Origin of the sequence: Actinoplanes sp. URMC 104, from assembly GCF_051386375.1 — a bacterium.
In the GTDB taxonomy this organism is placed as follows: domain Bacteria; phylum Actinomycetota; class Actinomycetes; order Mycobacteriales; family Micromonosporaceae; genus Actinoplanes.
Window position 1 is genome coordinate 163,237 of sequence record NZ_JBPQTO010000007.1, and the last position, 12,889, is coordinate 176,125.

At 72.8% G+C, this 12,889-nt stretch carries 10 protein-coding genes; 5 read left to right on the forward strand and 5 right to left on the reverse strand.

Going from position 1 to position 12,889, the window contains the following annotated elements:
* Window positions 1-9: 9 nt before the first annotated feature.
* Window positions 10-2,538: a putative bifunctional diguanylate cyclase/phosphodiesterase gene (locus ACSNN8_RS22460; RefSeq protein ID WP_436651241.1), complete on the reverse strand. Its 2,529-nt coding sequence runs from the start codon at window positions 2,536-2,538 to the stop codon at window positions 10-12.
* Window positions 2,539-2,848: 310 nt separating this feature from the next.
* On the reverse strand, window positions 2,849-4,369 hold the full coding sequence (locus ACSNN8_RS22465) for a CBM96 family carbohydrate-binding protein (protein WP_436651242.1): 1,521 nt from the start codon (window positions 4,367-4,369) through the stop codon (window positions 2,849-2,851).
* Between the two features lie 170 nt (window positions 4,370-4,539).
* Here ACSNN8_RS22465 and ACSNN8_RS22470 point away from each other — a divergent pair, with 170 nt between their 5' ends.
* A complete protein-coding gene (locus tag ACSNN8_RS22470) occupies window positions 4,540-5,718 on the forward strand; it encodes a dipeptidase (protein ID WP_436651243.1) in 1,179 nt (392 codons plus the stop codon).
* 30 nt (window positions 5,719-5,748) lie between these two features.
* Here the strand turns inward: ACSNN8_RS22470 and ACSNN8_RS22475 are convergent, their stop codons facing one another.
* Window positions 5,749-6,513 (reverse strand): response regulator, encoded by a 765-nt coding sequence (locus ACSNN8_RS22475; protein ID WP_436651969.1) that lies wholly within the window; start codon window positions 6,511-6,513, stop codon window positions 5,749-5,751.
* Between the two features lie 77 nt (window positions 6,514-6,590).
* On the reverse strand, window positions 6,591-7,856 hold the full coding sequence (locus ACSNN8_RS22480) for a histidine kinase (RefSeq protein ID WP_436651244.1): 1,266 nt from the start codon (window positions 7,854-7,856) through the stop codon (window positions 6,591-6,593).
* 129 nt (window positions 7,857-7,985) lie between these two features.
* On the opposite strand from ACSNN8_RS22480, the gene ACSNN8_RS22485 reads away from it, so the two are divergent.
* From ACSNN8_RS22485 to ACSNN8_RS22500, 4 genes are read left to right on the forward strand one after another with little or no spacing between them, the layout of a single operon-like run.
* Window positions 7,986-8,885, forward strand: coding sequence for an ABC transporter ATP-binding protein (locus tag ACSNN8_RS22485; RefSeq protein ID WP_436651245.1), 900 nt, complete (start codon window positions 7,986-7,988; stop codon window positions 8,883-8,885).
* Window positions 8,882-9,667 carry an ABC transporter permease gene (locus ACSNN8_RS22490; protein ID WP_436651246.1) on the forward strand — a complete coding sequence of 262 codons (786 nt, stop codon included), beginning with the start codon at window positions 8,882-8,884 and terminating at the stop codon, window positions 9,665-9,667. The genes ACSNN8_RS22485 and ACSNN8_RS22490 overlap by 4 nt, the downstream gene beginning before the upstream one ends.
* Window positions 9,668-9,717: 50 nt before the next feature.
* A complete protein-coding gene (locus tag ACSNN8_RS22495) occupies window positions 9,718-9,984 on the forward strand; it encodes a hypothetical protein (protein ID WP_436651247.1) in 267 nt (88 codons plus the stop codon).
* 39 nt (window positions 9,985-10,023) lie between these two features.
* On the forward strand, window positions 10,024-12,183 hold the full coding sequence (locus ACSNN8_RS22500; protein WP_436651248.1) for a peptidase M6 immune inhibitor A: 2,160 nt from the start codon (window positions 10,024-10,026) through the stop codon (window positions 12,181-12,183).
* Here ACSNN8_RS22500 and ACSNN8_RS22505 read toward each other — a convergent pair.
* Window positions 12,153-12,860, reverse strand: coding sequence for a cyclase family protein (locus tag ACSNN8_RS22505; RefSeq protein WP_436651249.1), 708 nt, complete (start codon window positions 12,858-12,860; stop codon window positions 12,153-12,155). The two genes, ACSNN8_RS22500 and ACSNN8_RS22505, sit on opposite strands and share 31 nt — an antisense overlap.
* Window positions 12,861-12,889: the final 29 nt, after the last annotated feature.

Genomic DNA, 12,889 nt, shown 5'->3' on the forward strand with positions numbered 1-12,889 from the left:
CCGCGGCGATCAAGCCGGGACCGGGGAGCGCAGCGTCGCGGCGGCCTCGGCGGCGGGCAGCGGGCGGGACAGGAAGTAGCCCTGGGCGTGGTCGCAGCCCATCTCGCGCAGCGCGGCCAGTTGGGTGGCGGTCTCGATGCCCTCGGCGACGGTCGCCATGCCGAAGCGCTGTCCCAGGCGCACGATCGTGCGGACCAGGGCCACGTCCTCGGCGTCGCCGGTGTCGAGGCGGTCGACGAACGAGCGGTCGATCTTGAGTACGTCCATCGGGAAGCGGCGCAGGTAGGCCAGCGACGAGTAGCCGGTGCCGAAGTCGTCCATCGCGAGCATGACGCCCAGCGCCTTGAGCCCGACGATCCGCGCGAGGTTCTCGTCGGTGTCGGTCAGCAGCACGCTCTCGGTCATCTCGAGGACCAGCTGGTCGGCCGGCATGCCGGTCTCGGCCAGCACCTCGGCCACCGTGGCGGCGAGGTCGCCCGCCTCGAACTGGCGCACCGAGACGTTCACGGCCATCTTGAGCGGGCGGCCCCACGCGACCGCTTGGCGGCACGCCTCGGCCAGCACCCACCGGCCGAGCGGCACGATCAGGCCGGTCGACTCGGCGACCCCGATGAAGTCCAGCGGCGGCACCATCCCGCGGGTGGGGTGCAGCCAGCGCACCAGCGCCTCGAAGCCGACGATCTCGCCGGTGGCCAGGTCCACCGTGGGCTGGTAGTGCAGCAGCAGCTCGTCGCGGTCGAGCGCGAGCCGCAGGTCGTCGGCGAGCGACAGCCGCTGCATCAGCGCGTCGTGCATCGCCGGGTCGTACGCCGCGAACACCCCGCCGCCGGCCTCCTTGGCCTTGTACATGGCCAGGTCGGCGTTGCGTTGCAGCTGCTCGATGTCGCCGGCGTCGCTCGCGCAGGCCATGCCGATGCCGGCGCCCACGTGCAGGTCGCGGCCGTCGAGCCGGAACGGTTCGTCGAGGCGTTCCAGGATGCGGGCGGCGAGCGCCTCGGCGTCCGAGCGGGCGTCCGGCGACTCGATGAGCACCGCGAACTCGTCGCCACCCAGACGCGCCACCGCGTACGGCGGGGGCGCCGCCTCGCGCAGCCGCCCGGCGACCTGCACGAGCAGCTCGTCGCCGGCGGCGTGCCCGAGGCTGTCGTTGACCTCCTTGAAGCCGTCGAGGTCGAGGAAGAGCACGGCGACCAGCTCGCGCTCGACCGCCGCGGCCAGCCGCTCGCGGAACAGCGTGCGGTTGACCAGCCCGGTGAGCGCGTCGTGGTGCGCCTCGTGGCGCAGCTGGTCCTGCAGGTTGCGGGCGTCGCTGAGGTCGCGGGTGTTGAAGACCAGACCCCGGACGTACGGGTCGTCCAGCAGGTTCGTGACGGTCATCTCCGCCGGGTGCCGGGTCCCGTCGCGGTGGGGCAGCTCGACCTCGAACGTGGTAGTGCCGCCGCCGCGCACGACGTCGTCGATCGCGGCGCGGATGGTCGCCGCGGCCCGGTCGCCGACGACGTCGAGCAGCCGGCGGCCGATCAGCGCGGAGGCGGGGAAGCCGAAGGTCCGCTCGATCGACGAGCTCTGGAACCGTACGGTCGAGTCGGCCTCCAGGATGGCCAGCGACTCGGAGCTCTGCTCGACGAGCGCGCGGAACCGCTGCTCGCGGTCGGCGAGCTCGGCGGTGCGGCCGGTGACCCGCTCCTCGAGCCGCCGGGCCAGCTGGCGGTTGGCGAGCACGAGGATGATGCCGCGCAGCACGATCAGCGCGATCGACGCGGACCGGCACAGGCTGAACAGCGGCGTGTGCACCGCCTGCCCGGACGCCAGCCAGAACGTGCCCGAGGCGACGGCGGCCAGCACCGCGACGTACGGGATCAGCAGGCCCGGCGTCTCCCGCAGCGCCAGCGACGCGGCGTCCGGCTCCTCGTTGCCGAGCTCGCCCATGGCCGCGGCGCGGAGGCCGGCGAGCAGCAGCAGCCCGTAGCCGGCGACCATGCCGAGCTCCGGCACCGCGGACCAAGCCGTGGCGTTCTCCGCGACCAGCCGTACGCCGAAGCTGTCCGCGATCGCGATGAGCATCAGCCCCGCGCTGACCAGCACGAGCGTGCCCGAACCGGGATACCCGCGGTGCCAGCGGGTCAGGGCCGTGACGGCGACGGTCGCGAGCAGCACGTCGGCGATCGGCAGCGCGATCAGGAACGGCACGCCCGCCTGCTGCGCCGGGTGCACCACCACCTGATAGCTGGTGAGCAGCAGCGAGAACGCGACCAGCAGCGCGTCGACCAGCCCGCGCAGCTTGGTGAGGGCGGACCGCCGCGGCTGCGGCACGGCGAAGAGGCTGGCGAGGACGACGGCGACCATCACGACGTGGCCGGCGCTGGGTGGCAGCAGGCTCTCGAAGACGATGCCCAGGGCCTCGGCCAGGGCGCCGACGCCGAGGCCGATCCAGGCGGTACGGGTGCCGCCACTACGACGGGTGACCACGCGGACCGCGGCCACGGCGACACCGGCGGCGGCGAGCGCGGTGAGGAGGGTTGTCGCGCCGAACGTCATCGCATTCCCTCCCGCTCCACGGCTGCTCCATGCAGCAGAATCGGGCCGGCGGCCGGTCATCTGAGACATCCGGCGCAACGAAATGCGGCGGCCCTCCACCGGGAGGGCCGCCGCGCGAAGAAGATGACCTACTTCTTCTTCTTGTTCTTCTTGTCCTTCTTCTTGTCCTTCTTGGACTTCTTGGCCATGGTGGGCCTCCCTTCCGCGTCGTCCGGCGCCGCATTCACGCTACGGAAACCCGGGCCGTACGGGAGGCTCCTTTCGCAAGCTCCGCAGTGTCTTGCGCCCCGCGAGCACCGCGGGGCACCCCTCAGCCCAGCTTCACCTTGAAGATCGGGTCGGCGGCGAGCTTCTTGAACGCCGCGAGCGCCGTGGCGGTGCTGTTGATGCTGATGTCGCGGTCGCCCTCGTCGTCGTGCTTGGTGTCGAAGTACACGATCGCCTTGATCCCCGGGCGCTTCGCGAGCTCGGCCAGCACGCTGTTGTAGACCGGCGCCTTCTCCGCGATCTTGCCGACGCGGTGGTAGGCGCCCCACTCGGCAACCATGATCGGCTTGCTCGCGTGCTGGGTGGTCGCCCAGGCGTACCAGCCGAGGCCGCCGCCGGTCGGGGCGCGGTCGAGCAGGTCGTTGAACTTGCCGTAGTGGTAGTAGCCGGGCTCGGCGCTCACGTACGAGTCCAGGCCGATCCAGTCGACGACCTCGTCACCGGGGTAGAGGTCCTTCCACCACGACTGCGCCATCCACTTCTCGTTGCCCATGTAGGCGAGCACGTTGACGACGTTGGTCACGCCCTGGGCGCGCAGGCGCAGGATCGTGTGCCGGTACATCGCGGCGAAGTCCTTGGCCTCCCAGCCCGAGCCGGCGTGAGCGACCACGTCGTTCTCGGGCTCGTGGTTGAGCACCAGGAAGAACTTCTTGCCGTACGCCTTGGCGCGCGCGGCGAACGCGTCGATGCGCTTGTCCTGCTCACCCTTGGCGACCTTGGCCCAGGAGGAGCCGTACGCGATCTTCCAGTTGGTCAGCAGCACGCGCGGGGCCGCGGCCTCGGCGGTCATCGCGATCTCGGACTTGGTCGGGAAGACCTCGTCGCCCTTGTGGTAGGTGTGGAAGATCGTCGAGGTGCGGCCGCTGAGCTTCTCCCAGTCGCGCAGGGCCTGGTCGCGCGGCGCGTCGGTGAAACCGCCCGCCGCCGCCCCCCACAGCACGCCGCAGCTGGGCACGAGCTTGGCACCGGTGACGCAGTCCTTGTTCGCCGCCGGCACGGGCGGGGACACGTCGCCCTGCGTGGTGACCTCGAGGACCGGGGCGCCGCTGGTCGCCTCGGCCGACTGGAAGCGCACGGCCGCGCCGGTCGAGGACAGGGCGAAGGCGTACGTGCCCGGGCCGGTGACGACCTTGCCCAGGTCGACGCTGAGGGTCGCGCCGGGGACCGCGCTGCTCAGCACCGTGCCGAGCGCCGGAGCGGTGGCCGCGGTGAGCTTGCCCTCGGTCCAGGCGGTGGCGAGCACGCGGCGCACGGTGACGGTGCTGGCGGTGCTCGCCTGCGCGGTCAGGTTCAGCCGGGCGCCCGCGACGCGGGTGCCGGCCGGGACGGCGAACTTGAGGAAGGAGGTCTTGGTCTCGTTGCCGGCGACCCCCGCCACCAGCTTGGTCTCGGCGCCGAAGACGGCGGTGGGGCGGGCGCTCGAGACGTACGCGTCGTCGCCGGCCGCGATCCGCAGCGTCGCGCCGGCGGCCTCGGCCTGCGCCGGGCCCAGCGCGGTGACGCCGGCCGTGCCGGCCAGCACCGCGGTCAGAACCGAGTACTTCCGCAGCTTCGAGCTACGCACTGGCGAATCTCCCCCCGCTGTCCGGCCGCTTGTCGGCCGGGCATGGGAAGAAGATTCCGGGACGGCAGGTGCGGCCCCGGTGCCCGTGCCGGTGCGGTCGGGTTGCCGGTGCCGTTTTCCTCAAGTCGGCCGGATTTGCGTTTCCGCTCCGACCCCGGTAGCCAGGGGGAATGGAGCCGATCATCGACGGGCACAACGACCTGCCCATGCAGCTGCGCGGACGCTTCGGATACCGGGTCGAGGGCCTCGACCGGCCCCGTCCCGAGCTGCAGACGGACCTGCCGCGGCTGCGGGCCGGCGGGGTCGGCGGGCAGTTCTGGTCGGTGTACGTGCCCGGCGACCTGGGCGAGCCCGAGGCGGTCGTGGCGACGATGGAACAGATCGACGCCGTGTACCGGATGGCGGCGGCCCATCCCGGCGACCTCGCCATCGCGTACAGCGCCGACGACGTCGAGCGGGCCATCGCCGGCGGGCGGATCGCCTCGCTGATCGGCATCGAGGGCGGGCACAGCCTGGCGACCTCGCTGGGCGTGCTGCGGTCGTTCGCCCGCCTCGGCGTGCGCTACGTGACGCTCACCCACAACGAGAACACCTCGTGGGCCGACTCCGCCGCGCGCGAGCCGCAGGTCGGCGGCCTCAACGACGAGGGCCGGGCGATCGTCCGCGAGATGCAGCGCATCGGCGTGCTGGTCGACCTCTCCCACGTGGCGCCCGTGACCATGCACGCCGCCCTGGACGTCGCCGTCGCCCCCGTCATCTTCAGCCACTCGAGCGCGCGGGCCCTGCACGACCACCCGCGTAACGTCCCCGACGACGTGCTGTCCCGCCTGCGCGACAACGGCGGCGTCATCCAGCTGACCTTCGTCGCGCCGTTCCTCTCCGCCGAGTCCCGCGCCTGGTCGGCCGCCGCGGACGCCGAGTGGCAGCGCCTGGGCCCGCCGCCCCGCCCCGCCGACTGGCCGCGCGCTCCCCGCCCCGGCGAGGACCCGGCGTCGCAGCCCGACTGGCCCGGCCCCGATCCCATCACCGTGCCCGAGTTCGCCGCCTGGGTGGCCGCCAACCCCCGCCCGCCCGTGACGGTCGCTCAGGTGGCCGACCACGTCGAGCACGCCCGCGACGTGGCCGGCGTCGACCACATCGGCCTGGGCGGCGACTACGACGGCACGGTGGAGCTCCCCGACGGCATGGGCGACGTAGCCTCCTACCCCCTGCTGCTCACCGAACTCTCCGGCCGCGGCTGGTCCGACGACGACCTGGCCAAACTCGCCAACCGCAACATCCTGCGCGCCCTCCGCGAATCCGAACGCCTCGCCGAGGAGCCCCTCTGGCCCCTCTCCCCCGCCCGCTAGTCCCTGCTGCCCGCGCAGCACTGCTGGTGGTCAGACCAGGCCGGCGTCGTGGACGAGGATCGCGACCTGCACGCGGTTGTTCAGCTCGAGCTTCACCAGCAGCCGGGAGACGTGGGCCTTCACCGTGGCGAGCGACATGTGCAGGGCAGCGGCGATCTCGGCGTTGGAGCAGCCCCGGGCCAGCGCCAGCGCCACCTCACGCTCGCGCTCGCTGAGCCGGTCGAGCTTGCCGGCCGCGCGGGTCTGCGACACCGGGGCCGGCGCCGCCACGTGCGCGATCAGCTGCCGCGTCACGGTCGGCGACAGCATCGCCTCCCCGGCCGCCACCCGCCGCACCGCCCGCAGGATCTCGGCCGGCGGCGTGTCCTTGAGCAGAAACCCGCTGGCCCCCGCCCGCAGCGCCCGCAACACGTACTCGTCCGCGTCGAACGTCGTCAGCACGATCACCTCCGGCGCCCGCGGCCGCGCCCGCAACGTCTCGGTGGCGGCCAGCCCGTCGACCCGCGGCATGCGAATGTCCATCAGCACGACGTCCGGCCGATGCCGCGACACCGCCCCCGGCACCTCTGCCCCGTCGGCCGCCTCCCCCACGACCGCAACGTCCGGCGCCGCCGACAGGATCATGCTGAGCCCGGCCCGCACCAGCGCATCGTCATCCACGACGAGCACCCGAACCGCCGCGCTCTCCTCCGCGCCCGCCGATCCCGCACCCGCCGGCCCCACGCTCACCGATCCCGCTCCGTCCACCAATCCCGCGCCGCCCACCGATCCCGCGCCCACCGGCCCAGCGCCCATCGAACCCGCGCCGCCCACCGATTCCTCCCCCACCGATTCCCCGCCAGCCGATTGCTGGCCCGGACCGCCGGATGCGCTCACGCCGCTGCCGCCGCGCGCTCGGGGGTCTCCGCGTCCTGGGGCCAGGGCAGCCAGGCGGTCACGGCGAACTCGTTCTGCGGGGTGCGGCCGTGGGTGAGGCGGCCACCGGCCAGCATGGCCCGCTCGGTCAGGCCGATCAGCCCGGTGCCGGTGCCGGGGATGCCGCCGGACGCGCCGCCGACCGGCCACGGGTTGCGGATGTCGATGACCAGCCCGGCGCCGGCCGAACCGGCCACGTCGACCCGCACGGCCGTGCCCGGGGCGTGCTTGCGGGCGTTGGTCAGCCCCTCCTGCACGATGCGGTAGGCCGTACGACCCGCTCCCTCCGGCACGCTCGCGGGCTCGATCCGCACGTCGAGGGTCACCTTGACGCCCGCGGCGCGCGACTCCTCGGCCAGCGCGGGCAGGGCGCCCAGCGTGGGTTGCGGCGGCTCGGGAGCGCCGTCGGACTGGTCGGTCCGCAGCACGCCGATCACCTCGCGCAGGTCCTGCAGCGCCTGGTGGGCGCTCGCGCGGATCACCCCGGCCGCCCGCGCGACCTCCTCGGGCGTGGCGCCCGGCTTGATCTCGAGCGCGCCCGCGTGCAGGCTCAGCAGCGAGATGCGGTGCGCGAGCACGTCGTGCATCTCGCGGGCGATGCGGTTGCGCTCGACCGAGCGGGCCTGGGCGACGCGCAGCTGCTGCTCGGCCTCGGCACGCTCGGCCCGGTCGCGCAGCGAGTGCACCAGCCGCCGCCGCGACCGGATCACCATGCCCCACAGGCAGACGATGGTGATGGCCGCCGCGCCCCAGCCCATCGTCTGCAGGTAGTCCTCCGGCACCTCGGGCCGCAGCAGCGGAAACACCGCGTTGGTGGCGAGCGTGATCGTCGCGAAGACGGCCAGGACCCCGAACCGCCGGTGCACGGCCACCGTGAACAGCACGATGAGACAGGCGGGCCCGGCCGCCACGGCGAAGATCGAGGCGAACGCACAGAGGATCGCCAACGGGATCAGCAACGGGCCCCGGCGCCACCACAGCCCGATGCCGATGACGGTGCCGACGGCGAAGTCGAGCCACGCCAGCCACGGCGGGGTGTTCGCCCACTCGGGCACGAAGACGAACTCCGGGGTCAGCAGGTCGTACGTGACGAGCAGGCAGAAGCCGTAGCCGATCACGAAGCACAGCGCGTCGACGCACCAGTCGCGCGTGGAGCGACGGGCCGACGCCGCGGTCTCGTACGCGGCCGGCAGCAACCAGCGGTATTCGGGCTTCAGTCCCACGAGCCGACTCTACGGCCGGCCGGCGGGGCCCGATACCTACCAAAGTCGGTGCTCGGGCCCTACCAAGGTTCGCGGCCACCGACCTCCGGACGACGCGGCCCACCGGCCGCTCCCGGCACGCTGAGGAGCATGATCACGGTCGAACATCTCTCGAAGAGGTACGGCGCCCATCCCGCCGTCGACGACGTGTCGTTCACCTGCGAACCCGGCACGGTGACCGGGTTCCTCGGCCCGAACGGCGCCGGCAAGTCCACCACCATGCGCATGATCTGCGGCCTCACGCCGCCCACGGCCGGCTCGGCGCGCGTCGGCGGCACGCCGTACCGCCGGCTCGGCAACCCGGGGCGCGAGATCGGTGTGCTGCTCGACGCCTCGGCGCAGCACTCCGGGCGTACGGGCCGGGAGGTCCTCACGCTGGCCGCGCTGACCATGGGCCTCGACACCCGCGAGGTGCCCCGCGCGCTGGACCGCGTGGGCCTCAACCCGACGGCCGCCAAGCGCCGCGTGCGCGCGTACTCGCTGGGCATGCGGCAGCGGCTCGGGCTGGCCCTGGCCCTGCTCGGCGACCCCGCCGTGCTGATCCTCGACGAGCCGGCCAACGGCCTGGACCCCGAGGGCATCTATTGGATGCGCGGCCTGCTGCGCGACTTCGCCGACCGGGGCGGCACCGTGCTGCTCTCCTCGCACCTGCTGCGCGAGGTGGAGGCGGTCGCCGACCGGCTGGTCGTGATCGGCGCCGGCAAGGTGGTGGCGCAGGGCGACAAGGCGGAGCTGCTCGCGCAGACCGGCACCCTCGTGCGGGCCACCGACCCGGCGGCCCTCGGGGCGGCGCTGGAGCGCGCCGGTCTGGCCGGGACGAGGACGACCGACGGGGGCGTCGTCGTCCCGGCCGGGGCCGAGGCCATCGGCCGGGTCGCCGCCGACGCGGGCCTGATCCTGCTCGAGCTGCGCCCGGCCGGGTCCGGCGGACTCGAGCAGATGTTCCTCACCCTGACCGCCGGCGATTCCGTCAAGGAGGCCGTCCGATGACCGCCGTTCTCGAAACCCCGGCCCCCGAGGTACGACGGGTGAGCAGCCCGCCCGTGCCGATCGGCCGGCTCACGCTGATCGAGCTGCGCAAGCTCGCCGACACCCGCGCCGGGCTCTGGCTGCTGATCGTCATCGGCCTCGCCACGCTCGGCACCTCGGCGATCATGCTCGGCTGGGCGCCCGACGAGGAGCTCACCTTCGAGGGCTTCTTCGCCTTCGGGCTGGTGCCGTCCTCGGTGCTGCTGCCGGTGCTCGGCATCCTGTCGATGACGGCCGAGTGGTCGCAGCGGACCGCGCTCACGACCTTCACGCTGGTGCCCGCCCGCGAACGCGTGGTCGTGGCGAAGCTGCTCGCCGGCGTGCTGATCGCGGCCGCGTCCACCGCGGCGACCCTGGTGCTCGCCGCCGCCGCCAACCTGCTCGGCACGGCGCTGGGCGGCGACGGCGGCTGGGACATCGCCGGTTCGCTGATCTGGCAGGGCCTGCTCCTCCAGGTGATCTTCGTCCTGATGGGACTCGGCTTCGGCGCGCTGCTGCTCAACTCGGCGGTGGCGATCGTGACCTTCTTCGCGCTGCCGATGGTCTGGACCGTGCTCGGCGAGACGATCAAGGCGCTGAACACCGCGGCCGGGTGGCTGGACATCAACCGGACCACCATGGCGATGTCGGATCCGGCCATGACCGGCGACGAGTACGCCCGGCTCGGCGTGTCCGTCGCGGTGTGGGTGCTGCTGCCGCTGCTGCTCGGCATCTGGCGGGTGCTGCGGCGCGAGGTCTCGTAGGCAGCGCCTGCCGGTTTGCGCGCCTCCGGGCGGCGGGTAGCGTCGGGCACATGCCCATCGGTGCCCAGCCGCCCGACCGGCGCGGCACGGTCGAGAAGCCGTACAGCCCGCTCAACCTGCGGCTCGTCCTCGCCGCGTTCGGCTTCGTCGTCTGCACCGTGCTGGCGATCCTGCTGTTCCGCGCCGGCTGGACCGTGCCCGGCTGGCTGCTGGCCGCGTGGGCCGCGGTCGCCGTCGTCGACATCGTCGTGGTGCAGCTGCGCCGCCGCGCCCGACGGCGTGCCGAGGGTGGACGCGACCACTCGCTCTTCGAATAGCCGCCGCGCGGCAACCCCTGGCGGGTAGCGTCCGCTTTCATGAGCCGCGCCCGATTTGCAGCCTTTGTGCTGGTCGCCGCCCTGCCCGCCATGGCCGCCCTGCCCGTCCCAGCCACCGCGCAGCCCACCACCACACGCCCCGCAACGGCCCCGCCCGCCTACGCGCAGCCCGCGCAGGCGCGGCCCGACAAGGCGCGCGGGCGAAGCGCCGCGTCGCCCCGGTCGGACGTCCGCGAGCTCACCCGGACCCGCTTCACGCTCGAAGGTGAGCCCCTGCCGGACTCGGCGCCCGCGCTGCGGCCCCGCTCGCGTGCGGCGGCCAAGCCCACGCCACCGGTCGGCACGGTCCGCGAGTGGCTCGGGCTCGACGACACCACCGGCAAGCTGTACCGCAAGAAGTACCAGCTGCGGGCGATCGGCGAGCACATCGAGGTGTGGGTGGCGCAGGATCTCGCCTTTCCCGCCACCGACTGCCGCAAGGGCTCCATCGAGGTCACCCCGGCCAGCGTCGCCGCACTGGTGAAGGAGTTCGACGAGACGATCTATCCCAAGGAGACGGCCGTCTTCAGCACGCCGCCGGACCGCAACGGCTCGGCCGCGACGTTGGACGGCGACTTCACCGGGGACGGCGACAAGACGGTCACGCTGGTCGACAACGTCCGCGACGCCAACTACTTCACCTTTCCCCAGGCGGTCACCTACGTCGCGGGGTTCTTCTCGCAGGAGCTCAACGAGCTCTTCGACCGCAACGTGATGACCATCGACGCGTACGACTGGAAGCACCGGCTCGGCGCGCGGCCGGCCGACGACCCCACCGACGACCTGTGCACCAGCCGGCCCGCGCGGCCCCGCATGTACGAGGCGACCTTCGCCCACGAATGGCAGCACCTGCTCGAGTACTACGCCGACCCGGCGGAGACGACGTGGCTCGACGAGGGGCTCGCGGACTTCGCGTCGACGCTGACCGGCTATGTGGACGGCCGCGCGACGGCGCACGACGCGGGCAACGACACGCACCTGATGTGTTACCAGGGCTACGGCCCCATGAAGACCCGATACAACGCCAATCCCCGCGACTGCGGAGGCCCGCAGAACTCGCTGAACCTGTGGGACGAGGGCGCGCCCAGCGAGGTGCTCGCCGATTACGGCAACGTGTATCAGTTCGTGCTCTATCTGCGCGACCGCTTCGGCGTCGGAACCGTGTCGATGCTGCACCGCGACCCCCTGCGCCAGGGGCTGGCGGCGGTGCAGGCGGCGCTGCCCACCGGGGTGCCGCTGTACGACGTGCTGCACGACTTCCAGCTGATGACGCTGGTCGACGCGGTGGCGGGAGAGCCGGGCGGGACCGTGTCGGGCGTGGACCCGGCCCGCGTGACGGCCGAGAGCCTGCGCTCGTCGGTCAACCTGAGCAACAAGTCGGCGTACGACCTGGCCGGCGCGGCGCCGAACGGAGCGGATTACGTGCCGTTGCCCACGCCGCTCACCTCCCTGTCGTTCCGGGGAGCCAAGACCCTCGACCCGCTGCCCCTCGGGTGGTCGATCGCCGGGGGCACGCTCTTCTCGGGCAACGTCAACAACCTCGACGCGTACGCCGTGCGGCCGGTCACCGTTCCGACCGGCGCGCCGGTGCTCGCGCTGGAGACGTCGTATGCGGCCGAGGAGCGCCACGACTACGCGTACGTCATGATCTCGATCAACGGCGGGCGGACCTATCACGCGGTGACGGGCGACCGGACCGTGCCGGGGCCGCTCGGGCCGGGGCTGACCGGCGCCAGCAACGGGGTCGTCACGACCACCTTCGACCTCAGGGCGTACGCCGGGAAGTCGGTCCTGCTGGGTCTTCGCTACGTGACGGATGCCGCCGTCGCCAAGGGTGGCTGGCGCATCGGCACGATGACCCTCGCGGGGCGCACGCTCAGCGACGGCTCGACGCTGGCCGGGTGGAAGCCGCCCACCGCGATCACGCCGACGCCCGTGCACGACTGGCACGTGCGCCTGGTCGGCCTCGGTGCGAACCGGGTCGCCGTCGTGCCCGTCTCGCAGTTCCGGCGGCTGGCCTCGTACCCGAAGGTCGTCGCGGTGGTGTCGTACGACGAGCCGACCGAGAAGGAGACGCGCTACGCGCCCTATCGGCTGACGGCCAACGGAGTGCTGCAACCGGGCGGTGGTCATGACGGGTCCTCGGGCAGCAGGCCGTAGATCAGGGCGGTCGAGCCGGAGCCCGCGCGGTTGATCTGGCCGCCGCAGAGGATGTGGGCGCCGGTCGCGGGCAGCGCCTCGAGGTTGGCGAGCACCTCGAGGCTGATCCGGTGCTCCCGATAGACGAGGTGGGAGACCGTGTACGTCGCGTCGGCGCCCACGTCGGGGCCGAAGGTGTCGGTGCCCGTGCCGCCGCGGCGCCCGAGGCGGCCCGTGCCGATCAGCCAGCGCGCCGTCTCGACCGCGAAGCCGGGATGGCGCAGGGAGTCGTCGAGGCCGGCGTTGGTGAACTCGGCCGTGCCCCACTTGGCGTCCCAGCCGGTCCAAATGATCACCATGGCGCCGTCGGGTATGCGGCCGTGCGTCTGCTCCCACACCTCGACGTCGGCCACGGTGACCGCGTAGTCGGGATCGCGCGCGCACTGCTCGCGTACGTCGATCTTGACCGCCGGCAGGTGGAGGTCGGCCAGGTCGAGCTCGTCGGCCAGCGGCTCGCCCGCGTTGAAGTGCCCGGGCGCGCCCCAGTGGGTGCCGGTGTGCTCCCCCTCGCGCACGTGGCGCAGGTAGTAGCCGTCCTTCTCGATGGTCGCGACCGTCTCGAGCTCGAAGGGAGGGTCGCCGGGGTAGAGGTTCGTGGTGGCGGGATCGTTGACGTGGGACAGGCTGACGAGTCGCATGCCGGAGCACGATACCTCATTGACAGTGT